24 protein-coding genes are annotated in these 25,217 nt (G+C 39.3%); 8 read left to right on the top strand and 16 right to left on the bottom strand.

Going from position 1 to position 25,217, the window contains the following annotated elements:
• On the bottom strand, window positions 1-649 hold a 649-nt coding region (locus tag HY841_03320), incomplete at its 3' end, for a phage integrase SAM-like domain-containing protein (GenBank protein ID MBI4929767.1).
• A 351-nt stretch (window positions 650-1,000) separates the two neighbouring features.
• Between HY841_03320 and HY841_03315 the strand changes: the two genes are divergently transcribed.
• Window positions 1,001-1,207, top strand: a complete 207-nt coding sequence (locus HY841_03315; GenBank protein ID MBI4929766.1) for a hypothetical protein — start codon at window positions 1,001-1,003, stop codon at window positions 1,205-1,207.
• Window positions 1,208-1,227: 20 nt separating this feature from the next.
• Here the strand turns inward: HY841_03315 and HY841_03310 are convergent, their stop codons facing one another.
• Genes HY841_03310 through HY841_03295 form a run of 4 tightly spaced genes read right to left on the bottom strand, consistent with a single transcriptional unit; the run spans window position 1,228 to window position 3,885 of the window.
• Entirely contained in the window at window positions 1,228-2,052 is an 825-nt protein-coding gene (locus HY841_03310; GenBank protein ID MBI4929765.1) for a YhfC family intramembrane metalloprotease, read from the bottom strand.
• Between the two features lie 56 nt (window positions 2,053-2,108).
• Window positions 2,109-2,774, bottom strand: coding sequence for a PorT family protein (locus HY841_03305; protein MBI4929764.1), 666 nt, complete (start codon window positions 2,772-2,774; stop codon window positions 2,109-2,111).
• A gap of 50 nt (window positions 2,775-2,824) precedes the next feature.
• Window positions 2,825-3,517, bottom strand: coding sequence for an aspartate/glutamate racemase family protein (locus HY841_03300; protein ID MBI4929763.1), 693 nt, complete (start codon window positions 3,515-3,517; stop codon window positions 2,825-2,827).
• Entirely contained in the window at window positions 3,514-3,885 is a 372-nt protein-coding gene (locus tag HY841_03295) for a DHCW motif cupin fold protein (GenBank protein ID MBI4929762.1), read from the bottom strand. The genes HY841_03300 and HY841_03295 overlap by 4 nt, the downstream gene beginning before the upstream one ends.
• Before the next feature lie 225 nt (window positions 3,886-4,110).
• Between HY841_03295 and HY841_03290 the strand changes: the two genes are divergently transcribed.
• The gene (locus HY841_03290; protein MBI4929761.1) at window positions 4,111-5,784 is read left to right on the top strand and encodes a peptide MFS transporter; all 1,674 of its coding nucleotides are present in this window, start codon (window positions 4,111-4,113) and stop codon (window positions 5,782-5,784) included.
• A gap of 51 nt (window positions 5,785-5,835) precedes the next feature.
• Window positions 5,836-6,207, top strand: coding sequence for a four helix bundle protein (locus tag HY841_03285; GenBank protein MBI4929760.1), 372 nt, complete (start codon window positions 5,836-5,838; stop codon window positions 6,205-6,207).
• A 48-nt stretch (window positions 6,208-6,255) separates the two neighbouring features.
• Here HY841_03285 and HY841_03280 read toward each other — a convergent pair whose 3' ends face one another.
• The 4 genes from HY841_03280 to bamD form a co-directional block, all read right to left on the bottom strand.
• A complete protein-coding gene (locus HY841_03280; protein MBI4929759.1) occupies window positions 6,256-7,200 on the bottom strand; it encodes a DUF4835 family protein in 945 nt (314 codons plus the stop codon).
• Complete coding sequence (coaBC, locus tag HY841_03275; protein MBI4929758.1) at window positions 7,200-8,441, bottom strand: bifunctional phosphopantothenoylcysteine decarboxylase/phosphopantothenate--cysteine ligase CoaBC; 1,242 nt, start codon at window positions 8,439-8,441, stop codon at window positions 7,200-7,202. The genes HY841_03280 and coaBC overlap by 1 nt, the downstream gene beginning before the upstream one ends.
• 70 nt (window positions 8,442-8,511) lie before the next feature.
• Window positions 8,512-8,844, bottom strand: a complete 333-nt coding sequence (locus tag HY841_03270) for a DNA-directed RNA polymerase subunit omega (protein ID MBI4929757.1) — start codon at window positions 8,842-8,844, stop codon at window positions 8,512-8,514.
• Between the two features lie 16 nt (window positions 8,845-8,860).
• Window positions 8,861-9,691 (bottom strand): outer membrane protein assembly factor BamD, encoded by an 831-nt coding sequence (gene bamD, locus HY841_03265; protein MBI4929756.1) that lies wholly within the window; start codon window positions 9,689-9,691, stop codon window positions 8,861-8,863.
• Between the two features lie 105 nt (window positions 9,692-9,796).
• Between bamD and HY841_03260 the strand changes: the two genes are divergently transcribed.
• The 3 genes from HY841_03260 (at window position 9,797) to HY841_03250 (ending at window position 12,654) form a co-directional block, all read left to right on the top strand.
• The gene (locus tag HY841_03260; GenBank protein ID MBI4929755.1) at window positions 9,797-11,044 is read left to right on the top strand and encodes an aminotransferase class I/II-fold pyridoxal phosphate-dependent enzyme; all 1,248 of its coding nucleotides are present in this window, start codon (window positions 9,797-9,799) and stop codon (window positions 11,042-11,044) included.
• Window positions 11,045-11,071: 27 nt separating this feature from the next.
• Entirely contained in the window at window positions 11,072-11,254 is a 183-nt protein-coding gene (locus HY841_03255; GenBank protein ID MBI4929754.1) for a histone H1, read from the top strand.
• Window positions 11,255-11,361: 107 nt separating this feature from the next.
• Window positions 11,362-12,654, top strand: a complete 1,293-nt coding sequence (locus HY841_03250; protein ID MBI4929753.1) for an adenylosuccinate synthase — start codon at window positions 11,362-11,364, stop codon at window positions 12,652-12,654.
• A gap of 19 nt (window positions 12,655-12,673) precedes the next feature.
• On the opposite strand, the gene HY841_03245 is transcribed toward HY841_03250, so the two are convergent.
• Window positions 12,674-14,785 carry a T9SS type A sorting domain-containing protein gene (locus HY841_03245; protein ID MBI4929752.1) on the bottom strand — a complete coding sequence of 704 codons (2,112 nt, stop codon included), beginning with the start codon at window positions 14,783-14,785 and terminating at the stop codon, window positions 12,674-12,676.
• Between the two features lie 444 nt (window positions 14,786-15,229).
• Entirely contained in the window at window positions 15,230-15,388 is a 159-nt protein-coding gene (locus HY841_03240) for a hypothetical protein (protein MBI4929751.1), read from the bottom strand.
• Between the two features lie 32 nt (window positions 15,389-15,420).
• Here HY841_03240 and HY841_03235 point away from each other — a divergent pair, with 32 nt between their 5' ends.
• Window positions 15,421-16,914 carry a sodium:solute symporter gene (locus HY841_03235; GenBank protein MBI4929750.1) on the top strand — a complete coding sequence of 498 codons (1,494 nt, stop codon included), beginning with the start codon at window positions 15,421-15,423 and terminating at the stop codon, window positions 16,912-16,914.
• On the opposite strand, the gene HY841_03230 is transcribed toward HY841_03235, so the two are convergent.
• Both HY841_03230 and HY841_03225 read right to left on the bottom strand, forming a co-directional pair.
• On the bottom strand, window positions 16,911-18,284 hold the full coding sequence (locus HY841_03230) for a M20/M25/M40 family metallo-hydrolase (GenBank protein MBI4929749.1): 1,374 nt from the start codon (window positions 18,282-18,284) through the stop codon (window positions 16,911-16,913). The two genes, HY841_03235 and HY841_03230, sit on opposite strands and share 4 nt — an antisense overlap.
• A 42-nt stretch (window positions 18,285-18,326) precedes the next feature.
• The gene (locus HY841_03225) at window positions 18,327-20,879 is read right to left on the bottom strand and encodes an LPS-assembly protein LptD (protein MBI4929748.1); all 2,553 of its coding nucleotides are present in this window, start codon (window positions 20,877-20,879) and stop codon (window positions 18,327-18,329) included.
• Between the two features lie 119 nt (window positions 20,880-20,998).
• Between HY841_03225 and HY841_03220 the strand changes: the two genes are divergently transcribed.
• Window positions 20,999-22,399, top strand: a complete 1,401-nt coding sequence (locus tag HY841_03220) for an N-acetylmuramoyl-L-alanine amidase (protein MBI4929747.1) — start codon at window positions 20,999-21,001, stop codon at window positions 22,397-22,399.
• A gap of 87 nt (window positions 22,400-22,486) precedes the next feature.
• Here HY841_03220 and HY841_03215 read toward each other — a convergent pair whose 3' ends face one another.
• The 3 genes from HY841_03215 to bcp are packed head-to-tail and all read right to left on the bottom strand — an operon-like array spanning window position 22,487 to window position 25,137.
• Window positions 22,487-23,542, bottom strand: a complete 1,056-nt coding sequence (locus tag HY841_03215; GenBank protein MBI4929746.1) for a tetratricopeptide repeat protein — start codon at window positions 23,540-23,542, stop codon at window positions 22,487-22,489.
• Between the two features lie 2 nt (window positions 23,543-23,544).
• A complete protein-coding gene (recA, locus tag HY841_03210) occupies window positions 23,545-24,624 on the bottom strand; it encodes a recombinase RecA (GenBank protein MBI4929745.1) in 1,080 nt (359 codons plus the stop codon).
• A gap of 24 nt (window positions 24,625-24,648) precedes the next feature.
• Window positions 24,649-25,137: a thioredoxin-dependent thiol peroxidase gene (gene bcp, locus HY841_03205; protein MBI4929744.1), complete on the bottom strand. Its 489-nt coding sequence runs from the start codon at window positions 25,135-25,137 to the stop codon at window positions 24,649-24,651.
• Between the last annotated feature and the right edge of the window lie 80 nt (window positions 25,138-25,217).

The following is a 25,217-nucleotide window of genomic DNA, read 5'->3' as shown; positions in this document are numbered from 1 at the left end:
ATCTTAATCCGGTAAAGCAACTGAATAAATAGGCTTGCTTGATTTGTGGATGAATCTTGCAGGGTGTATCGGAAAGAATTTGAAGTTGCTCCAATGTGAACGCTTGTCTGAAAACATTCTGCTGACGGATTCTTTCATGCTTTTCAATTTTGCGGAAAGGATTGAATGGAATAATATCTTGCCGAACTGCATCTTCCAATGCTGTAAACATATCCATCAAATAGCAACGTGCAGTATTATTGCTCATTTTTTTCAAAAGATAATTTGTAAACTCTTTTATCCATTGCGGATTTAATGCGGTAAAAGGAAGCGGACGACTTCCCATATAATTTTTCAGATGCGCGAGCGATGATGACCTGTGCGTGTTCGTTCTCGGTTTCGCGTTTATATAGTTTTCATACCACGCTACAAAGTTTGCTTTCTTCTTGCTCTTATCAATAAGTCCGTTGTCCTGAACGATTAATTCATTCTCGCGCTTCGCTCGGATTTCCTGCGCGAGCCGTTTTTTTTCTTTGTCCTGCGCGGATGGATGATTTTTGTTGGTACGGATTTCTAAGAATTCATACCAACGGGATTTGTTGTAGTAAATATCCAAGTAGTAGGATACCTGACCGCCTCCCAATTTTTTTTCTCTTAAATAGACTCCCATTGTTTTTAGGTTTTAAAGGGTTTGACATTGCCCTTCAGTCCGCAATTATAGGCGAACCGAAAGGCTTTCACTTGGTTCTTGAACCTTCGTGAACCCTTGAAAAAAACCGAGTAACATGGGGGTAACAAAATCCCTCAAAACCGACCTGTTTGGAACTATACCCACCTAATCGGATTCCTATTTATCTATTTGAGAGTGCGGGTGTTATTCCCTTTGGTTATCTTTGCATCAATTTTGCGAATTCGTAATTCGTAAGTTCGTAGGTTTTCTTCGTACTTCGGTGGCGTACTTCGATGGAATAATGAAAGAAGAAGAAAGGCGCTGAGTAGTTACGAATGAAAAAAATAAATAATGAGCTGGAATAATTTCATCAATGGGCTTTTCGACTGGTGCGTGCACATTCTCTTAAAAGGCGCGCACCTTTTCGGAATCAGTTATAATGAAATCAACATATGGGTATTCTGCATCATTGAGCCGCTGGTGTTTATCGGAATGCTTTACATTATTATAAGGCAGATGCAAAAGATAAGGAAGCTGAAAAAGGCGATTGCAAAATAACGTGCTTCCCGGCAGAGTCCCTAAGCGGAGGGACTGTCCTGACTAAATTGATTCTTTTCCGCTTCTCTCATTTTTTTCACAAATCCGCGCGCCAGAAGCAAAGCAATAATTACAAACACAATCAGAATTATTTCCACCATCCAGGCAGGACTGATTATTCCCTTCTGCGCGAGTGCCGCAAAAAAATCCATGGATGCATGAAGGGCAAGCGCAAGAAAATAAAATTTAATTTTCCCGCTGAACACAGAATAAAAAACGATCACGCTCATTCCTATCTGCAGCAGCATGGCTAAAATACGCTCGCCAATTCCCATCAGTACATTGGATGCGCCAACACTCGTAATGCCCTCTTTAATTGTACTGGCTTGTTCCGCAGAAACTCCTTTCAGGTGAATCATTGCGTCAAAGGTTCCGTTCCTGATCATGTAAGCGATGACGAGCGAACTCACTGCGCCCAGCCCGCCAATAATCATGAATTCAATTCCTCCGTGCCCGAAACCAAAAGCAATTCCGTCAGCAGGCTTTCTGAAACGCTTAAGAACCGATTTGAATGCGATCAGCCTTCCTGTTTCTTCATAGAGCGCAGCCGACAAGCATCCGTAAACTGCATAGCGCCAGGGGTTGGAAAAAAACTGCATCGTAGTTGCATTGTATTTCAAAATAAAAAAATGCTGAAGTTGCTCCAGCACCATAGCGAATAAAAAGAAAACAACTGCCCCCGTCAGCACGGGCATAAAGCGCAGGCGCTGGATTTTAAAATGATAGAAAAGAAAAAATAATACAGGCAGAAGAAACCCGCATAAAACGAATACCCATATTACGATAAGTTGGTTTTGTGTTATCATGCGATTGGATATTTATTATGAAATGCGATGTTAATGGCATTTATTTCTTTTCTATTTCACTTGTCTTTCAATGTGTACCGCAACCCAATTGCCATTTGTCTAACTGTCCAGTTATAGTTACTGTTTTTATAAATGTTGTTTAGACCGTAGTAGTATGTTGTCTCAATTGCCCAGTTGTCATTTAAATTGAAAAGTAGTCCACCATTTATACCAAAGTCGTAATTATCTATGTTCAATTTGTCAAATGTCACGGAGTGTGGTGGTGAATAATTGTGTATAGACACGGTATACCTTTCGTTTCGTTCCTTATTAGCAAAAGCAGATGAAACTTGTCCTCCGATGCGTAAAGTGAATTTTTTAAGTTTTAGTCCGTACTGTATTGGTAGTCCTATATAAGAAATGTGTCTGTAAAATTCATCGTAAGATGTCATAACTAAGGTTCCTGTGGGGTCGTAGGTATCCTTGATATGATTTTCTTTTCCTGCAATTTGCATGAATAAAAATCCTGTCTCAATGGAAGACTTATTATTGAAATGATAATCATAAAATAGTCCGGCATTCCCCGAGAATCTCAAGTCATTAGTTACTCTTTGATCTTTTGAGGAAAAATCTGTATGTATTTTACTCAGTCCTCCATTTTCAGAAATTCCGATATCATACTGTCCGAAAGCAGTCAGGGCAATTGTCAGCGTTGTCAGTGTCGCAAGAAGTTGTCGCGTCATTTTGTAATTGCCATTAATGTTTTGTGGCTTGGTTACCATTCGATTGGAGATTATGAAAATATAAAATCTACCGCTGCTTTTGCGTGAATTAATGTAGTGTCAAAAGTTTTTATTGCGCAATCTTCCGGTTTGATAAGCATGGGAATTTCAGTGCATCCGAGAATGACTCCCTCTGCCCCACCCGACTGAAGTTTAGAAATTATCTCCATGTATTTTTTCTTCGTTTCTTCTTTAAAGATTCCTTTTCCCAATTCAGAAAAAATAGTGGTGTGAATAAATTCCCTGTCAGTTTCAGCAGCGGGAATTAACGTTTTAATTCCGTATCTCAAAAGGCGTGTCTTGAAAAATACATGCTCCATGGTAATCTTTGTTCCGAGAAGCCCGACTGTTTTTATTCTGTGCCTTACAATTTCTTTCGCGGTTTCATCCGCAATGTGAAGGAGGGGTATTTTAATGTTCTGCTGAACAATATCCGCAGCTATGTGAGGCGTGTTGGCGCAGATAACTATTGCTTCGGCTCCAGCGGTTTCTAATTTCTTTGCCACATCAGAAAGAAAACCTGCCAGCCCTTTCCAGTCGTTGGCGCTGCCGAATTTCAGAAGCACTTCCATATCCAGCGAATAAAGAAAAAGTTTTGCGGAACTCACTCCGCCTAATTTTTCATTCACCATCTGATTGATGTATCGGTAATAATCAATGGTGGATACCCAGCTGGTTCCTCCTATGAGTCCTAACGTTTTCACAAGTTATCTTTTAGTTTCTCCGAAGGAGTCCTCTCGGACAAAAAATCCCCATCCACAATAAAAAGTTTAACGCCATTAACAGAACGGGTGCGGTGAGAACTTAATTCATCCGACACCTGATAGGTCATTCCTTTGGATAATTTAATTATTCTTCCATCAGAAAGTTCCGTATCCATTTCTCCTTCTATGCAATAAATGATATGCCCTTTCTCGCACCAGTGGTCTGCTTTGTAGTTCTTTGAATACTCCACCATTCGTATTCTCAATCCTCCGAACTGAAGCGTCTTCCAGTACGCAACTCCGGTTTCTCCTTTGTATTCTGCAGCAGGAATGTTTTCCCAGTCTGTAAGCTGAAAAGGAATGTGCATAGTATAATTTTTAACTCTGATTCAATTGCAAATGTATAATGTTATATATGCAACTGCTTCAACTATCCGCAATGATGGTCTAAAAGGTATTTTCCTATATTCGCCCGTGATTAGTTAATTGGGTAAATGGTTGATTGAGTTAATTAAGTTCAAAATCTAAATCAGTCTATTCACCTCAGTTAACTTAATCAACTCAATTACCTAATCAACTTAATTGACTAAATTATGACTGAAGTAAAACAAGGACACCCCAAAGGACTTTTTGTTCTGTTCGCCACAGAGATGTGGGAGCGTTTCAATTTTTACGGAATGCGTGCAGTGCTCACGCTTTTCATCGTAAGCGCGCTCATGATGAGCAAGGAACAATCTTCAATTATATATGGAGGATTTTTAGGTTTGTGTTATCTCACTCCCATGCTGGGCGGATTTATTTCCGACAGGTTTCTCGGAAACCGCTATTGCATAATGCTTGGCGGTTCTTTAATGGCAATTGGTCAGTTACTGCTGTTTACCAGTGCCTCTATTTTTGGCGGTAATCTGGAACTTGCCAGAACCTTGCTCTATATTGCCTTGGGTATAATTATTTTGGGTAACGGAATGTTTAAACCTAACATCTCGAGCATGGTGGGCAGTCTTTATCCGAAACAGGAAAAGAGTAAACTGGATTCAGCTTTCACCATTTTCTATATGGGCATCAATTTGGGTGCTTTGTTAGGACAATTTATTTGTCCTATGGTAGGCGATCATGTGGATGCTGCCGGAGTGAGAGATGTTTATGTATTCAAATGGGGATTTCTTGCCGCAGGATGCGCCATGATTTTAGGAACGATTACTTTTTTCTTTCTTAAAGATAAATATGTTGTCTCCCCTGAAGGAAGACCGCTTGGTGACCTGCCATCAAAGAGTATTTCTTCTGATTTTGAAGAAGGTGAATCACAGAAGGCAAAATTCTCTGTTACAGCTCAGGTGATTGCAGCACTCGCATTTATCGGATTGGGATGTACAATTCATTTTGTATTCGGTCAGAATTATATTTACTCCCTTATCTATGCCAGTGGTCTTACACTTGCCGGATTAATTATTTCTGATAGTTCACTGACCAAAATTGAGCGCGACCGGATTCTGGTCATTTATACAATATCCTTTTTCATTATTTTCTTCTGGGCGGCATTCGAACAAGCAGGTTCTTCATTAACCTTTATTGCAGATAATCAAACAGACAGAACATTTTTATTTGGCTGGCAAATGCCCGCATCAATGATTCAAATATTCAACGGGATATTTGTGGTTATGCTCGCAGTGCCTTTCAGCATTCTGTGGGACAAACTCAGAGCAAAGGGAAGAGAACCACTCTCTCCGGTCAAGCAGTCCATCGGATTGTTTATGATCGCATTGAGTTATCTCATTATAGCGTTCAATGTAAAAGACCTTGGCACAAGCGGCATGCTTGCTATCAAGTGGCTCATACTTCTTTATTTGATCCAAACATTAGGCGAATTGTGCTTATCTCCTATAGGATTGTCATTAGTAGGCAAACTTGCGCCTAAACGGTTTGCTTCTTTGTTGTACGGGGTATTCTTTTTGTCAAACGCATCGGGTTATGCATTAGCCGGAACACTCGGTTCAATATTACCAGCGACTGGCGAACAGTTTGTAAAAGCAAAAGACTTGGGTATTGATTTGCAGGCGGTGTTGGACAAAACGGTCACGCTCAGCGCTGACCAATTAGCAAAAATGTCTGAAAGCAAGATCAGTATCAACTATCCAGTATTTGCCGGATTCACCATTCACAATCTTTTCGAATTCTTTTTGGTATTCGTAATCTTATGCGGTGTTGCAGGGTCACTGCTTTTTGCACTGACACCTATGCTGAAGAAGATGATGCATGGAGTGAGGTAATGTGATGTAAAATGTAAGAGGGCAAAGGGCAGAGGGGAAAGGCGATTTAACATGAATCCAAAAACACAGGAACTCTTAGATAGAACTTTTCGCTTCGGAGTAAGAATTTTGAAATTTCTAAAAACGCTTCCCGATGATTACATCTATCGGATTCCAAAAGGTCAATTAGCAAGAGCCGGGCTATCCATTGGCTCGAATTACGAAGAAGCACAGGGAGCTATTTCAAAAAGAGATTTCGCAAACAAAATTTCCATCTGCTATCGTGAATCCAGAGAAAGTGTTTATTGGCTAAGAGTATTGAAAGAATTATATCCTGAAGAAAAATATATAAAAGATTTTGTAGAATTCATTAATGAAGGTATAGAGTTAAAGAAAATATTTGGCTCGATTAAAAAATCCTCAACAGAAAATCCAAATCGTTAATATAAATTCTGCCATTTGCCATCTGCCCTCTTACATCTTACATGAAAATCACTCCTTGCTCTGATTAATCTTGTTGTACTTGGTGTTGTTGGCGGGATCAATTTCATTTACCAGTGCAAGTAGTTTTGTTTTCTCGGCTGGCTCCGCAAGCGTGAAAAGGTTTACAATTTCATCGGCTTTGGCAAGAAAGAACAGCGTTAAACTGTAGGAGTTGGGTTTTGAATCGTAAACCTTTTTCAGAAGTTCAAGCGAAGAAAGCACAGTGGCTCTCCCTGTTATCAAATCCTCCGCCATCGCATCAAAGCCCGTACGGTGATATTTATACATGCACTCGCGAAGCGGCTTGAAAGTAGAGTTCAGAATATTTTCTACAATCCAATAGCGGTTATGGTCGTCTTCATTAAACTTCCATCCTTTTTCAGAGGCGCTCTGCGCATTCGAAACAATGGCCTGGGCTTTCTGATAGTAGGGCGTTCCGCCTTCCAAAGAAAAACTGTCGTAATCAGCTCCGATTATTACGTTGGCATAATAGGCGAGAACGGAGGTGAGATTGGCTGTAAAAGTATTTTCTACAAATTCCAGCGGCTGGTACTCCACATACCTGAAAGAAAGATTTTTATCCAGCACGTTTAACAAAAGAGAATTGTACGAGGATTTGTAAACAGGCCTGCGCGCCTGCACTTGTATGCTTCCATCAAACACATCAGATGATTTTGCTGTAATGGTAATCACCACGCTGCACTCAATCCGCTCATCCTGCTGAAAAACATCGTTCGTCCATTTGCGGTTATTCATGAATTCAAAAATGGACTGCTGAAGCGTTTGGAGTATTTTTTTGTCAGCAGAGTTATTCAACTGCGGAGAAATTACCTGCACGGAACAATTGAGTTCCTGGGCGAAACAAAAGCCCATCCCCTTCCCTTCCCAAAGGGAAGGGAGAAAAAACAATGCGATACTATTGCAAAATAAAAATATCTTCTTTCTGGTTGACATTATTTTAGATGATTAATAATTTCATTTACAATAATATTTGCACATTCTACTTTAGTCATTAATTCAAATCTTTTAACAATTATTTCTTTTTTGCCTTTTGCTCTCTTCCCTTGGGGAAGAGTTGGAGATGGGCTTCCGATGATAGTTATTTTGTTTGTATCGTGCGTAAACCCTGTTGTGTCTGATGGCGAGTTGAGAACGATGAAGTCGAGGTTTTTATTGTGTAGTTTCTTTTTAGCGTTTTGAATTTCATTTTCGGTTTCCAGCGCAAATCCAACCAGCAGACTTCCGTTCTTTCTTTTCCCGAGATCAGCAAGAATATCTTTAGTAGGAAATAATTCAATTGAGTTAAATTTCCCCTCTTCTTTCTTAACCTTAACCGTAACCGTAACCTTTGGTTTAAAATCTGCCACGGCTGCTGACATCACAATAATATCTGAATGTTTTGAACTCTTCATGCACTGTTGATGCATTTCATCTGCTGAAGTAATATCAATTCTTTTAATGGAATTATTTTTTGATGAGAGAGCATTTGGTCCGCACACTAACGTTACCTCTGCCCCACTCTTCGCCAGTTGCTCGGCAATTTCAAAGCCCATTTTCCCGGATGAATGATTTCCGATGAAACGTACAGGGTCAATGGCTTCGTAAGTAGGTCCGGCTGTAACGAGCGCTTTTTTACCGCTTAGCGGGGACTTTTTTTTTATATGTTCAGAAAGAAACTGAACGATCGCTTCGGGTTCTGCCATTCTGCCTTCGCCTTCCAGTCCGCTGGCAAGTTCGCCTGTGTCGGCAGGAATAATAATATTTCCGAATGTTTTTAGTTTCTTAAGATTCTCTTTCGTTGTCGGATGCTGATACATATCCAAATCCATAGCAGGTGCAATTACAACAGGAGATTTAGCTGAAAGATAAACAGCCAGCAAAAGATTATCGCAAATGCCGTTTGCCATTTTCGCCATTGTATTTGCAGTAGCAGGAGCAATCAGAATATAATCTGCCCACATCGCAAGATCAACATGATTGTTCCACTCTCCCTGTTGGTTGGAAATAAATTCTGAGTAAACAGGATTTTTTGAAAGCGTGGAAAGAGTGAGTGGCGTTATAAAATCTTTAGAAGCGGGAGTCACCACCACTTTCACCTTGGCGCCTGCTTTGACTAACAGCCTTATGAGAAATGCACTCTTGTAGGCGGCAATGCTGCCTGTAACTCCGAGAAGAATATTTTTTCCTGCAAGCATGAAATTGTTAATCGTTAATAGTTAACCGTAACATTCCCGAATAACAACTAACGATTAACCATTAACTTCTTTAGAAACTCTTAGAGCCCTTCGAAGGATTCCTGTAATAGATTTTATCATCCATGAATTCCTGAATAGCAATGGCGTGTGGCTTAGGCAAACGCTCGTAGTATTTGGATACTTCAATTTGCTCGCGGTTCTCAAAAATTTCTTCAAGGTTATCAGTATGCGAAGCAAACTCAGCAAGTTTGTTGGTGAGTTCTTCTTTCACTTCCTGGTTAATTTGGTTAGCGCGTTTTGCAACCACCACAGTTGATTCATACAAATTGCCTGTTTTTGCTTCGAAAGCGCGAAGATCACGAGTAACGGTGTTTGTTTCAGCGAGTGATTTTTTGTAATCCATGATAGAGTTTATTTATTTATTGTTTAGGAAAATTTTCAAGTTGTTTTTTGGCATTGAGAAAGTATCCTTCTGTCTCCTTTTCGTATTTGCTGTTATCAGGATAATAGCTTGTAAATTTATTATACGCGGTCACAGTTGATTTCAATCTCTCCGCTTTTTTGCTTTCTATGCTTTTAGAGGCATACGCATAATTTGCTTTCACAATCAGGTACATAATTTCTTCTCTGTATTTAGTGTCCGGATAATCTTTCAGAACATTTTCAAAAGAAACAATTGATGCTTTGTAATCATCAATAAAAAAATACTTTTTTGAAATTTCGTAATATTTTTGTTCGAGCTTTGCCCTGAGTTTTGTAATCAGTTCATTGCATTCGTCTTTTCTTTTGCTATCGGGATATTTATTGATAAAGAATTGCAATTCCTTTATGGCATTTTTTGTATCGGTCTGATCTAAACTATACTTTGGAGATTCCAGATAATAACAGTAAGCATACATAAAGGCGCACTCTTCTGCTTTATCGCTCGTAGAAAATGTTTTTACAAAATTATTAAAATGATATCCTGCTAAAAGATAGTCGCCAGTTGAATAGGTTGCGTAGGCATAGTCGTACATGATTTTTTCCGCTTTGTTTGTTCCGCGGTAAACACTCACTAATTCTTCAAGCAAAGCAAGGGCTTTTGTGTATTCTTTATTTTCATAATATTTTATTGCAGCATCATATTTTTTGTTGTAGTCAGTGCTCTTGAGCAAGCGGTTATAATCACTGCACGATGAAAGCAAAAGAAAGCAACTTGCGAAAAACAAGCTGTAAAAAGAAAATCGGTATTTTAATCCTGTTAATCTCATTTCAAAGTTTTCAACAAAATGGACGCAAAGATAGATTTTTAGTTGATATATTGGAATATGCTATTATTGTAAAAATTTGTAGTTTTACAGCATCATAACTGAAATATGAAAGATTTATTTGATAAAATAAAAGAAAATCGAGGTTCAATCGGACAATACGCAAAAGAAGCGCATGGTTATTTTGCTTTCCCAAAACTTGAAGGAGAAATAGGCAGCCATATGATTTTTCGTGGAAAAGAAAAACTTGTATGGAGTTTGAATAATTATCTTGGACTAGCCAATCATCCTGAAGTTAGAAAAACAGATAAGGAAGCATCTGAAAAATACGGACTTGCCCTTCCCATGGGCGCCCGAATGATGTCAGGAAACTCAAATTTTCATGAACAATTAGAAAACGAACTTTCTGATTTTGTAAAAAAGCAGGATTCTATTCTTGTAAATTATGGCTATCAGGCAATGGTTTCTGCCATTGATGCATTGGTTGACAGGCGCGATGTAATTGTTTATGATGCAGAGTCACATGCCTGCATTGTAGACGGAGCCCGCCTTCATCTCGGAAAAAGATTTGCATTCACGCACAACGATATTCCAAATCTTGAAAAGCAATTGGAGCGCGCAACAAAAATAGCGGAAGAAACAGGCGGTGCCATTCTCGTTATTACTGAAGGCGTTTTCGGAATGCGCGGTGATCAGGGAAAACTAAAAGAGATTGTTGATTTGAAAAAGAAATACAAATTTCGTTTGTTTGTTGATGATGCTCACGGCATTGGAGTAATGGGGAAAAATGGTGGCGGAACAGGAGAAGATCAAGGATGTCAGGATGGAATTGATATTTACTTCGGAACTTTTGCAAAAGCATTTGCTTTGATAGGCGGTTTCATTGCAACGGATGAAAATATTGTAGAATATTTACGCTATAACATGCGCTCGCAGATTTACGCGAAATCCTTACCCATGCCCATGGTAGTTGGAGCATTGAAACGGCTTGAACTGATGCGAAACCACCCTGAATACAGAGAAAAACTCTGGACGATTACAAGCGCATTGCAAAACGGATTAAGGAAAGCAGGATTTGATATTGGCGATACAAACTCCTGCGTAACTCCTGTTTATATGAAAGGTTCGGTCCCTGAAGCAACTAATCTTGTAGTTGAACTCAGGGAAAAATATAACATCTTCTGTTCTATTGTTGTGTATCCGGTAATTCCGAAAGGAATGATGATATTACGAATTATTCCAACGGCTGCTCATTCTCTTGAAGACGTACGTTACACAATAGAATGTTTTTCGAAAATGAAGCTTAAGCTTGAAAAGGGAGAATTCCAATCAGAAAAAATCGCTGCAATAATCTAATAACAACAACCAATAACAATTAACACTATGCAAAAGTACGAAACACTCAAAGCGCTGGTCGCTGGAATGGAGACCGACACTCTGAAATTTTACAACGGCAACAACGCAGCCGGAACACGCGTTCGCAAACACCTTCAGGATGTGAAAAAAGCCTGTCAGGATATGCGCAACGAAGTGCAGGAAATCCGCGCTACCCGCAAGGACGCGTAAGAGAAATAAGTAGGCAGTAAACAGTAGGCAGTAAACAAACAACAGCCAATATTGTCTGTTGTTTATTGTCTATTGTTTATTGTTTACTGATTACTGTTTACTGAAAAATGAAAGCAGATGTTTTATTGGGTCTTCAATGGGGAGACGAAGGCAAAGGAAAAATTGTTGATGTCATTGCTCCCAAGTATGATATTGTAGCTCGTTTTCAGGGCGGACCCAATGCAGGCCACACGCTTGAGTTTAACGGAATGAAGCACGTGCTTCATCTGATTCCATCAGGAATTTTTCATGAACGCATTGTAAACATTATCGGTAACGGGGTAGTGATTGACCCCATGGTTTTCAAAAAAGAAATTCTTGCGCTGGAAAATCTTAACGTACAGCCACGAAAAAATCTTTTCATTTCAAAGCGCGCTCATCTCATTCTTCCCACCCATCGTTTGCTTGATGCTGCCAGTGAAGCGGCAAAGGGTAAAGAAAAAATCGGTTCAACTCTTCGCGGAATTGGTCCGGCTTACATGGACAAAACAGGGAGAAACGGTTTGCGCATCGGAGATATTTTTTCTCCCGGCTTCAAAAAGAAATATGATTTTCTTGTAGAGAAACACAAGCAGCTTCTTGGATTGTATGATTTTAAATACGATTTGAAAGAACATGAACCCGCCTGGTTTGACGGAATAGAAACCATCAAGCAATTCAAATGCATTGAAAGCGAAAAATATCTGCACGATGCCTTCGAAGAAAAAAAATCTGTTCTCGCAGAAGGCGCGCAAGGTTCATTGCTCGATATTGATTTCGGTTCTTATCCTTTTGTTACTTCATCCAACACCGTTTGTGCCGGTGCCTGCACGGGCTTAGGAATCGCTCCGAATAGAATCGGAAAAGTGCTTGGCATCTTCAAAGCGTATTCCACACGGGTGGGAAGCGGCCCCTTTCCTACTGAACTGGATGATGCAATAGGTGAAGCGCTCCGCAAAGCAGGAAATGAATTTGGTTCCACAACAGGCAGGCCAAGAAGATGCGGATGGCTTGATCTGCCCGCGTTGAGATATGCTGTAGCCATCAGCGGAGTTACAGAATTAATTATGATGAAAGCAGATGTGCTTGCCGATTTAGATATAATAAAAGTGTGCACGCATTATTCCCTCCCCCCTTCGGGGGGAGATGGAGGGGGGCTAATAGATTTTCTTCCTTACGATTTAACCTCTCACCCTCTCTCTCCTATCTATAAAGATTTTAAAGGATGGAAATCTGATTGCCGTGATGTGGGAAATAATATTCCAACGCAGTTAGAAGATTACATCAACTTTATAGAGAAAGAAATTAAAGTGCCCATCACCATGATTTCTGTTGGACCTGACCGAAAGCAGATTATTCAGAGGAAGGGAGTGCCGGCTTAAGACATCACTAAGACATAACTCAGTTATCCGTAATTATTAATTTGTCTGCTACAATTACTTTGCTGTCTTCTGTCAGCCGAACGAAATACAGTCCGCTTGCGAGATTGTCACGGGAGAGAGTGACCATCTGCCCATTAATGTTTTTCAGTTGCTTTACCATCTGCCCGAAACAATTGTAAACTGTGAGGGTTGCGTTGTGTAAAGAATTGTCTGTTTGCAAAGTTGTCGAGGAATAAAAGGGATTTGGATAAATAAGAAAAATGTTATTAATGGAATTTGTCTGAATTCCCAAAAGATTAGTTATGTCCCCTTTCCAAACCCCAGAATTGGTTGATGAGATAAATAAAGTATTGCCAATTTTTAAAAATCTGCTTGAAATACCTTGAAAGTTACCTGTTATATTAGTCCATGTTACGCCTGTATCATTTGAGAAATAAATTTTACCACTGTCGGTGCCTAAAAAAATAAACTTCGAATCAGCAATATAGATATCGGTTATTGCTGATTGCACAAAAGTTGAATCAATATTCCATGTAATCCCATTATCAAAAGATTTCACTAAGTATGCATATTGATTAGCTGCAATAATCATAGAATCTAATTTTTCAATATCAACGAACTCGTACGATGAATTAACCGTAGAAAAGGATGCTCCGTAATTGACCGACCTTTTAATTTCAGTTGTAAAGTATGGTGGAATAATTGGATAACAAGCATTTTCACATATTATTAAACTATCGTCAACAAGCAGAACTGGCACCATGCAACTTGGGCCGCTCGTGATTTTATTCCAGGTAGTTGCCGAATCAATGGAATAATAAATTCCACTTACAGTGCCAGCATATAATTTTCCTTGGCTATAAGTAAAATGCAATATTTCATTAGTTAGGCCACTGGAATTTTGAATCCATGAATTTCCATTATTGTTTGAATAGTAAACCCCATTGTCAGTACCAGCAATTAACCTGCTTCCTAAATAAATCATATCTTGAATTAATCTAAAATGATTATAATTTTCAAGACCGTTACTTTTTCTAAGCCAAGTATTGCCACCATCTATCGATGAGAAAATACCTTGCATCATCGTGCCAGCAAAGAGTTGATTATTACCCGTACATATGTTGTAGGTATTACAGGCAATAAGTCCATTATTAAAATCGTTCCAAGTAGTACCCGAATTGTTTGTATTAAAAACTCCAAGAGCAGTTGAAAGGACTATGCTATGAAGATTGCTTTTTAAGAAACGTCTAGATTCTATTTTTTGCAATGGTAAACCAATAAAAGATTGCTGATATGAGTTTCCTGAATCAACTGAAAAATATGTTCCCGAAAAAACAGTTGCTAAAAGAACGGTATCTGAAGAAACATAAATATCATTAAAACTTCCGGTAATCCCTGATGGAGTTATATTCGTCCAATTTACCCCATTATCCTGAGAAAGATAAATATAGTTTTGTCCGAACGCATATATATTATTCCCGAATATTCTGAAGCCTGTCCACATCCCATAAAGCGCGCTTGATGGAATACTTGTGGCGGGTGTTTGCCAAGTTTGCCCCATGTCATCGGTGAAATAAATTGTGTTTCCATTGGCTATAGAGGAACTTAAAGTAAACAGTCTTGTTCCTTGCATGATAATATCAATAATGTAATTTGCAGTATCTGGAATGCTTGGTGGTATTTGAGTAAAAGTTGCACCAAAGTTATTTGACTTATAAGCTTTTGCATATTTTGTAACTAATATTAAACTGTCGTTAGAAAAGAGATTATCAGTATGAGACGAATAAAAAAAAGTTGAAGTATCTACCGTAATCTTGTTCCATGTATTACCATCGTTATTGGACTTGAAAAGTCCATCGTAAAGTGAAGAAACAAAAACTACTGAATCCAGTACGGCTACTTCACTTATTCTTGCGTGGGGTAATACATTTAGTAGATTCTCCCAGTGTCCAACAGAGTTTTTATACCTAAATAAGCCACTTGCATTTGAACCTGCGAAAATTGTATTTGTTACATTGTTTTGCGACAAGCACGTTATATCCCCTCCCAAAGGACCGTTACATTGTATCCACTGAGCAAAAACTTCGCAGTGAATAATCAAAATCAATAAAAATGATAAAATATTTTTCATCTTGATTTTGAAGCGTTATGAGAAATGTTCCACATATACGTAATTGTCCAAAGATACGAAATGTATTTTATCTTTTGTTGTTTGTCCTGCTTGGGCGCACAAGACTCAATCATCAAGCGAAAAACTGTCCCAAAAAGATGTCTTTTGCTCCTTGTGGTTAACTTTCAGATTGTACCAGTTAATTTGTGAAAGGTAATTCATAACATGAATTTGCAACTGTTTTTAACAAACTTTTAGACGAGTTATTGAATTCCATCGTCCAAACTCAAAAATGCTTGGGTGAACATTTGCTTTTGCTTATCCAACATTAAATGTTGTTCATTCATCATTTACTTTTGCTTACACAACATTAACTATTGCTTCTATGACATTAACAATCGTTTATAGAATAATAACTGTTGTTTACACAACATTAACTTTCGTTCATGCGATTTTAACTTTCGCTTATCCATCAGTTGCTTTTGCTTGAACAATACGAACTGTTGCATATATGTTTTTTCCTATTGAAACTACTATGTAAAAAGGTGTCTTTGGTTCAATTCCCATCCCGAGCACTTCTCCTCTGTCAACAACTCTGTTCAAAGAAGGCGAGTCATTAGTCATTAGTCATTAGTCATTAGTTTTTCCTTTGCAGCATGAGCCCTGTATTGATTCTCACTTGTGTTGGAATTTACACTGTGGTATTATTCGCTATAACATATTTCACTGCGAAAAATGCCGATAACAAAAGTTTTTTCATAGGCAACCGTTCCAGCAAGTGGTTTATCGTTGCTTACGGAATGATAGGCGCTTCGCTGAGCGGAGTCACCTTTATGAGCGTGCCCGGTGATGTGAGCAAAGGAGCATTCTCTTATTTTCAGATGGTGCTTGGATATCTGCTTGGGTATTTTGTGATTGCTTTTGTCCTGCTTCCGCTTTATTACAGGTTAAATCTCACTTCTATTTATTCTTATCTCAAAAATCGTTTGGGAACTTATTCGTATAAAACAGGTGCATTCTTTTTTATTTTATCAAGAACCATCGGTGCTTCCTTCCGGTTGTTCATTGTGGTAAACGTATTGCAGATTTTTGTTTTTGATGCGTGGGGTGTTCCGTTCGCTGTCACCACCGGCATTTTCATTATGCTGATTCTTGCTTACACATTCAAAGGCGGAGTAAAAACAATTGTGTGGACAGATTCTCTGCAAACCACTTTCATGCTTCTCTCTCTCGTGCTTTCTGTTATTTTGATTTGCCGGCAATTAGATTTTGGTTTTGGAGATATGGTAACTGCCATCAAAGATTCAGTTTACTCGAAAATCGTAGTGAGCGACTGGCAGGCGAAAACATTTTTCCCGAAACATTTCTTTGGAGGAATGTTCATCGCCATTGCCATGACGGGCTTGGACCAGGAAATGATGCAGAAAAATATTTCCTGCAAAAACATTGGCGAAGCAAAAAAAAATATGCTCACGTTCAGTTTCATTCTTGTATTGGTGAATTTTATTTTTCTCTGCCTTGGCGCGCTCCTTTATCTCTTCATTACCACAAAAGGCATTTCCGTTCCCGAGCGAACCACCGATGATTTGTTCCCCATCATCGCGCTTCAGCATCTCGGAACACTGTCTGCACTGTTTTTCATTATCGGATTAATTTCTGCCGCCTACCCCAGCGCTGATGGCGCCCTCACCGCACTCACCGCATCCTTCTGCATTGATTTTTTGAACTTCGAACGCCCTCACCCCAACCCTCTCCCCGTGGGAGAGGGAGAAAGGGAGAGGGCAGAAGCTCGCAAAGTTTTTATCCGAAAGATCGTCCACATCTGCTTTGCCATTCTTCTTCTGCTTGTGATTGTAATTTTCAGAATGATAAATGATGAAGCGGTAATCCGCCAGCTTTTCAAAGTAGCCAACTACACCTACGGACCCTTGCTCGGATTATTTTTCTTCGGAATACTTACCAAAAGAAATGTGCAGGATAAATTGGTTCCGGTAATCTGTTTGCTCTCCCCTGTTCTCTGCTATCTGCTTGATGCAAATTCAAAAACGCTTTTCAACGGCTACCTCTTCGGCAATGAACTGCTGATTGTGAACGGAGTGCTTACGTTTGCAGGATTATACGCAATAGGAAAAAAAGAAATTAAATCCTAAAGCCCGTACTCGCTCACCAGATATACCATCATCGTCATCACAATAGCGCCCAGTTCAAGTTCGCGTTTGTTCACCTGTTCAAACGTATCGCGTGCCGTGTGGTGAATAATAAAGTAGCGCTGGTTATCGGGGCTTAATCCCATCAGCGGGCAGTTTTGTTTTCCAAGCGGACCAATATCTGAACCTCCGCCTTTGTGCGAAAAATCATAAGCGCCATAGGGCAGAAAATAATCTTTCCACTTCTGCACCGCTGCTTTTTTTTCATCGGTCATGCTGAGCGTAATTCCCCGCGGAGTAAATCCGCCTGCATCTGATTCAAGCGCGCAAATATGTTTTTCCTTTTTTAACAGCGCCTGCTTTGCATATTCTTCTCCTCCCTTGCCTCCATTCTCTTCATTCATGAACATCACCGCGCGAATGGTGTGCTTGGGCTTTATACCGATTTGTTTTAACACGCGTACTGCTTCCAAACTCTGCATCACACCCGTTCCGTCATCGCTGGCTCCTTCTGCCAAATCCCATGAATCGAGATGCCCTCCCACAGTGATTATTTCTTCAGGATGTTCGCTGCCCCGCATTTCTCCAATCACATTATACGATTTCACATCAGGCAGCGTTTGGCAATTCATCTTCATGAAAAATTTTGCCTTGCCATCTTTCTTTAACTCTTGCGAAAGCCATTCTGCATCCAGTGTGCTGATGGCGCATGCCGGAATTTTCAAAAGTGAATCGTTGTAACCCATTGCGCCTGTATGCGGATAATCGTCAATATAATTTGTCATGGAGCGAACCACACTGCCAACCGCTCCGTACCTTGCCGCTTCTGAAGCTCCAATAAAACGATATTTCCCCGCTTCGCCATACATCTGGAAAGGAATAATCATCTTCACATCAAACGGATGATTATAGAAAACAATTTTCCCTTTCACTCCTTTCTCACCCAACTTTTTGAGTTCGTCAAAATCTTTTACTTCAACAATTTCTGCTGTTAATCCCTCTTTGGGCGTTGCAATGCTTCCACCTAAAGCAACTATGTCTACCTCTGTCTCCGCTTTTGAATTTTGACTTACCACTTTTGCCTTTTCTTTCTCTCCTCTCACCCAATGCGGAACCATCACTTCCTGAAGATAGACTGTATCAAAACCATAACTCTTCATTTTTTCAAAAGTCCATTGAACTGCTTTTTCTGCGCCAGATGAACCCGAAAGACGAGAGCCGATTTTTTTGGATAAATATTCCACATTCCTGTAGCACTCTCCGCTCACAAAAATTTCATCGGATATTTTTTTAATCACAACGCTGTCGGGCGTTTGTGAGAAAGTGAGAAAGTAAGAGAGTGAGAAAGTGACAAAGAGAGTAATTTGTTTCATAGGTGTATTTAACTTTTGACTTGTGACTTAAAAACTTTTGATTTAATTATAATCATACCACTCCCGTTTTCTGCTGAGTTTCAAATCCTGCAGCACGCTTGCTTTCACCGCCACGCTCAGCATGTAACTCTTTCTCAATCCGAAAGGAACCCAGTCAAAATGCATTTCCCAGCAGTGCATATCTCGGTAAATGTTCAGCGATGTAAAAGTAAAATCTTTTTTCACTATGTCGAATCCTGACTGAAAGCCGATCTTCCACTTTTCTGTTACACTTAAATCTCCATTAAAAGTAAATGACTGCGTGATGGTTTTAAGTGTATCGGGTTTTGTGTAAATGACATTGTAGTTAAAAGAAAGATTCCATGGCACAGAGAAGTCAACATAATAATCAGGATGAGACATAATATAATTGAGTTCGTCTTCATTTTGTTTAATTCCCTTTGTATTTGTCTTCTTATTTTTATCTTCTGTATTTTTCTTCATTAAACTTCTCAAACTAGTGCTGAGTGAAAATGCAGCTGATGTGAGGCGTGCCATGTTTCCCGTTTCACGAAATTCAAATCGCTCTACTCTTCTATTGAGCGTTGAATCATACGCATAAGGGTCAAGAATTCCACTTAGTGTGATGTTAACTATTTTAAAAAGCCTTGTACTGCCTGTCACATTGATATCTGACCAGTTGTAATGTTCGGCAGCAAGGTTGTAAGATGAAGCAATACTTAAGTTCTCAATAAGCATAATTTTTTTGTCTTGCGTGGAAGTATCTTTTTTTGACGGGCGAACTTTCATTTCTAAATTATTATTCAGAGAGAAATTAACAAATCCGGATTTTCCCTGATCAGGCGATTCATAAATTCCATTCTGAAAGATGGAATACAAAACCGAATCTCCTGCAATACTGGTCTGCACATAGTGATAATAATTATACTGCTCCTGGCTGAAATCAGGTCTGTAACTCAAAGACGCGTTGGGTGTGATTACATGCCGAATCGCTTTCACTCTTCCTCTTTTAAATAAATACATTCCGTAAAGTTTTGTGCTCATGGCAAGCGCTGCATTCCAATCATACACACCGGCAAATCTGTGCAGCGTATCTGTCACTAAACTGCTGTCACTGACATCAAAATGCTTTCTGATTGTCTGAAAATATCCCCGCCCGGATAGATTAACTGAAGGAGTAAAAATCAGCGGACCAAGATTTTGCGAAGTACTGATGGGAACAGTTGCTCTCAATCCATTGCGAAATTTTTGAAGAGAAGATTCCTTGAATAAATCTTTTTCAGGAGAACTGATTTGATTTCTCGCATTCAATGAGAAACTGGTTCCTATCTTCTCAAGCACATTGGGTTTTCCAATCTGCTCTTTCCGCTTAAACGGATATTGGCGCGCCACTGAAAAAGCCGCTTCGGGCAAAGTTACATCCACTGTTTTTTGAAGAGTATTCTGGCTGTGCGACATGTTCATGGAAAGAGCATAGGGTTTTCCCTGCCATGATTTATTCCACGCAATATTTGACTGAAACGTGTTGGTAAGATATTCATTTGCAGTATTGGAATTAAAAGTTTGATACGTGCTGCTTCCCGCGTTCACATTTGCCGAAAATCTTGAAGTAGGATTTTTTTTAGCGTCCTGCGCATGCTGCCACTTCACAAAAAAATCCTGCGTGTTCCTGTAATCCGGAAATTCTTTTTCACTGATTTGAATATCCGAAAAACTTATTCCCAGATTTCCACTATACTTATATCGTCTTTCATAATTCGTGTGCGCCTTTACTCCATAACTTCCTTTCGAATAAAAATCACCTCTCAAAGCCAAATCAAAATAATCGCTGATCCCAAAATAGTAACCTCCCTCTTTTAAAAAATATCCAAGGTTGGATTCTCCATAAAACGGAATCAGAATTCCTGACTTCCTTCCAGTTTTATTTGGAAACACTCCAAACGGAAGAGCAAGAGGAGTTGGCATATCAGCAATCACCAGATAAGCGGGACCAGAAATTATTTTATCGTCAGGAATGATTTTAAGTTTTGTTGATTTGATATAAAAGTGCGGGTCCACTAAATCACAGGTAGTGTATCTTCCATTTTTGATGTAGTAAACATCCCCTGTATCTTTTTTCGCATCTTTCGCGTGAATGAACGCTTCTCCTTCCTGCGTGGTCACTTCCCTGATTTTTCCTTTTTTAGTTTCAAAGTTGTACGTGATTTCTTTTGCGTCAAAACTTTTTTCTCCGTCAGAAAATACCGGGTCGCCAACAGGCATTCCAGCGCTGTCAGCAATCGCTTTTCCTGCACTGTCTCTTCCACCTCTGGCAAATGCAATATTATCAGCCATGTCAAACTCAATGTAATCAGCATGCAATTCCATATCTTCATACTTTACATCTGCATCACCAAACAGGAACACTTTTTGATTCTTTACATCAAAACGCACTGAATCACGCGAATTATAAACTACTTTTGATTTTATGCCTGAATTAGGAGAAGGTTTAGAAATTGAATCCTGAGCAAACGATGCTTCAGAAAGAAATAAAACAAATACAATGGAAATTAACATTGCTATGGTGAAAAAAACAGATGTGCCGGTTTTAAGCATCCTTCTTCTAACGTAAATTTGTTCTTTAGGTAAAACTAAATAAAAAAGTCAGTTGATAGTTACTCGTTGCCCGTTGCATTTTAACAACCGGCTACTGACAACTGACCACTAACAATTACATGAACAAACGCTTCTCCATATTTCTTATTGTATTTACTTCATTGATAGGCGTGTCTTCTACACCAAAAGTTACGCCAGAAAGCAACTCTTTAACAAATTTTAACAAAACAATTTCTTTTGCAGCAGGCGCCTATCTCTTCGGAATAAAAACAGTGGTGATTGATGCCGGTCACGGAGGAAAAGATCCGGGATGCCTTGGCATCACCACGTCACAGGAAAAAGACATCGCGCTTGGCATTGCGCTTAAACTTGGAAAATATATTCAGGAAAAAATTCCTGATGTAAAAGTTGTGTATACACGAAGCACAGATGTATTTATAGAACTGGATGAGCGAGCCGCCATCGCTAATAAAAACAAAGCTGACTTATTCATCTGCATTCATTGTAATACTGCCTGTTCGTATATCAAAAAAACAAAACAAAAAATCTGCAACGAGGAAATATTCGGAACCGAAACGTATGTGATGGGCTTGCATAAAACAAATGCCAACCTGAATGTGGCAAAGCGTGAGAACGAATCAATACTCTTGGAAAAAAATTATCAGAAACGCTATGACGGATTTGATCCGAACAGCGAAACAGGCTACATACTTTTAACTATGCAGCAGAATGCCTATCTGAAACAGAGTTTAAACTTTGCGTCAAAGATTCAGAAGAATGTGAAAGAAAAAGCAGGGCGAATTGACAAAGGAGTTCAGCAAGCCGGTTTTCTTGTGCTTTGGAGAACAACTATGCCAAGCGTGCTCATTGAAACAGAATTTCTTTCAAACACACAGTCAGAAAATTTTGCAAGTTCAGAAAAAGGACAGGATAACATGGCACGCGCCATCTTCAGTGCATTCCGCCAATACAAGGATGAAGTGGAAGGAAAACTTGTGAAGTATGAAGATGACATTGAAACCGCTCCGCCTTTTATTCCGCAGAAAGACAGTTCAAAAATAAAAGAACCAGAAGGCAAAGGGCAAGGAATAACAGAACCAAAGAAAGATTCTGTTCAGATTAGAAAAGAACCGATAATTGAGAATGAAATTGAAATTGCTCCTAAAGATACTTTTCCAAAAAACAAAATGCTACCACCTGTTAAAATAGATTCAGCTAAGAAGTCAGAAGTGATTATTAAAAAAGATTCGGCAAACAACGGGCAACTAACAACTGGCAACGAACAAATCATTTACAAAGTTCAGTTCATGTCAGCCGGCACCCGCGTTCCCCTGCTATCTGATAAATTCAAAGGACTGAAAGATGTAGGCGAGTATCAGGATGGCGCTTTTTACAAATACACCGCGGGCGAATTCAAAACAATTGAGCAGGCAATGAAGTATCGCAGCGAAATGCAATCAAAGGGTTTTAAGGATTGTTTTGTGGTGAAGTTTAAGGATGGGAAAAGAATGAAAAACTAACTTACTCCAAAAGACTTTATTAAACTTTAAAGAAAAACAGGTTTGAAAAATCACAAAAGACCGGACAGGTTTTGCAGAGAAATATTTTTACATTTTCTTCCCTGCTTTTCTACCAATAACATCTAATTGAATGGCGGCTAAATCATAATCAGGTTTGAGCGCGAGGCAATATTTATAATCATCCATCGCTTTTTGTTTTTCTCCTTTTGCTTCATAACACCTGCCTCTCCCGTAATATCCGCGATAAAAATTTGCATCCCGCTTGATTATTAAATCAAACTTTTGCATAGCCTCGTCATATTTTTTCTGTTCATACAAAATAGCTCCAATATTAAAAGTAGCGTCCTGATGTTCAGGAGAAATCACAAGCAGTGAATCATATTCCTGAATGGCTTTGTCGTATTCTTTTATATCCTGCATAAATTTTGCTTTGCCATATAACGCTTCTGTGCTTTTTGGCTTAATCAGCAACGCGTTATTAAAATATCCAAGCGCCAATGAATTCTGTTTCAGAGAGAATAAAATCCCCAACTGCATATATGCATCATAGTATTTCTGATCAAACACAATGGCATTCTGAAAGTTTAAAATCGCATTTGCCGTATCTCCCCATTCTTTCAGAATCATTCCTTTTTGAAAATAAGCAACCGGATTTGAGTTGTTGAAATGAATGCTCCTGTTAATGAAAATGGTGGCTGTGTCATATTTTCGAAGCAGATAAAATAACTGACTGTACTTCATCAGCGCTCCGGCATTTGTTGAATCTACAGCTACTGCTTTTCTCAGCGCATCGCGCGTATCACGTGTTTTGTTTTGCGTGAAATATAAATCTGAAATAAAAATATAGTAATCGGGTTTTGTGCTGTCAATTTTCAAAACAATGTTCATGTCGCTGATAGCGTGTTCCATATCCTTGTGAGAAAAGTACGCTTTCGCCCGCTGAAAATACAAATCAGCATTGTTTCGGTCGCTGTTTATTTTCTGATTGATGGCGGCTACATCAGCAGGAAGTGAGTCGTTTGCTACTGTGGGAAGTTGTCCTTCATTGCCATTTCCGCAGGAAGAAAAAAAAACAGTAAACAGCAAACAGTAAACAGTAAACAGTAAAAAAAGATTGCTTCGCTTCGCTCGCAATGACGACATACTTATGCTTCTTTAATAAGCACTTCTTTAATTTTCTTTTCTATCTCGTCTGCAAGTTCCGGATTATCATCAAACACCTGCTTCACAGCATCGCGTCCTTGTCCGAGTTTTGTTCCTTCATAAGAAAACCATGAACCGCTTTTCTGAATGATGTTATGCAGAACACCGATGTCAATGATCTCGCCCACTTTGGAAATTCCTTTTCCGAAAAGAATATCAAATTCAGCAAGCCGGAACGGAGGAGCAACTTTGTTTTTTGCCACTTTAACTTTCGCGCGGTTGCCAATCACTTCATCGCCTTCTTTTATCTGTCCGATTCTGCGAATGTCTAAACGTACTGAAGCGTAGAACTTCAACGCGTTTCCGCCTGTAGTTGTTTCAGGATTGCCGAACATCACTCCTATTTTTTCACGAAGCTGGTTAATAAAAATCACGCAGCATTTTGTTTTGCTGATAGTGCCGGTAAGTTTTCTCATCGCCTGCGACATCAACCTTGCGTGCAATCCCATTTTTGAATCTCCCATCTCTCCTTCAATTTCCGCTTTTGGTGTGAGTGCCGCAACCGAATCAATTACGATAATATCAATCGCACCCGAACGAATCAGGTTTTCAGTAATCTCCAGCGCCTGTTCTCCGTTATCGGGTTGTGAAATAAGAAGGTCTTCCAGATTCACTCCGAGTTTTTTCGCATACGTTCTGTCAAATGCATGTTCAGCATCCACAAACGCTGCAATGCCTCCTAACTTCTGCGCTTCTGCAATCGCGTGGAGCGAGAGCGTAGTTTTTCCTGATGATTCAGGACCATAGATTTCAATGACTCTTCCGCGGGGCAAACCACCCACACCAAGCGCTACATCCAATCCGAGCGAACCGGTTGGTATCGCATCTACTTTTTGTATCACTTCATCTACTCCCATTTTCATAATGGTGCCTTTGCCATAAGCTTTCTCCAGTTTGTCAATGGTGAGCTGGAGCGCTTTCAATTTTTCTTTGTTCACTTCCGGTTTGATCTCTTTATGAGATTCTTTTTCTTTTATCCCGTTGGACGTTCGTCCTACGGGATTTACTGCTTCTTTTGCCATGATAAAATTTATTGAATTGTTGAGTTATTGAGTTACTGAATTAGTTTCTGAGATTTGCTCCGTATGATTTTTAGTATCTACTTTCCGAATTATTTTTTCGATCTTTCCTTTTTCATCAATCACAAATGTAGTGCGGATGATTCCGTCAAAAGTTTTTCCCATGAAAGTTTTCTTTCCCCATACATCGTAGTCCTTAATGATTTCCTTGCCGGTATCAGGGATCAAAGCAAAGGGAAGTTTAAATTTCTTAATGAACTTGCCGTGAGACTTTTCATCGTCTTTGCTTACTCCAATCACTTCGTATCCTTTTCTTTTCAGCGAAGAATAATTATCGCGAAGGTTGCATGATTCAGCCGTACAGCCGGGAGTATCGTCTTTCGGATAGAAATAAAGAATTACTTTTTTCCCTTTCAGATCTTTCAGCGAAACGGTTGCGCCATCAGAATTCACAAATGAAAAATCAGGGGCTTTGTCTCCTTCTTTTAATCGTGTGGAATGCGTGTTCTTAACCATGTTCTTAAATAGCTTTAGCATTTAGGGAGGCTCCGAAGGAGTCCCTTCGGGGCAAACCTAATTAAAAAAGGTATAAGGCA

Source organism: Bacteroidota bacterium, from assembly GCA_016213405.1.
Lineage (GTDB): Bacteria > Bacteroidota > Bacteroidia > Palsa-948 > Palsa-948 > Palsa-948.
The sequence above is the reverse complement of the archived record's forward strand: the minus strand, read 5'-3'. Positions and strand labels throughout refer to the sequence as shown.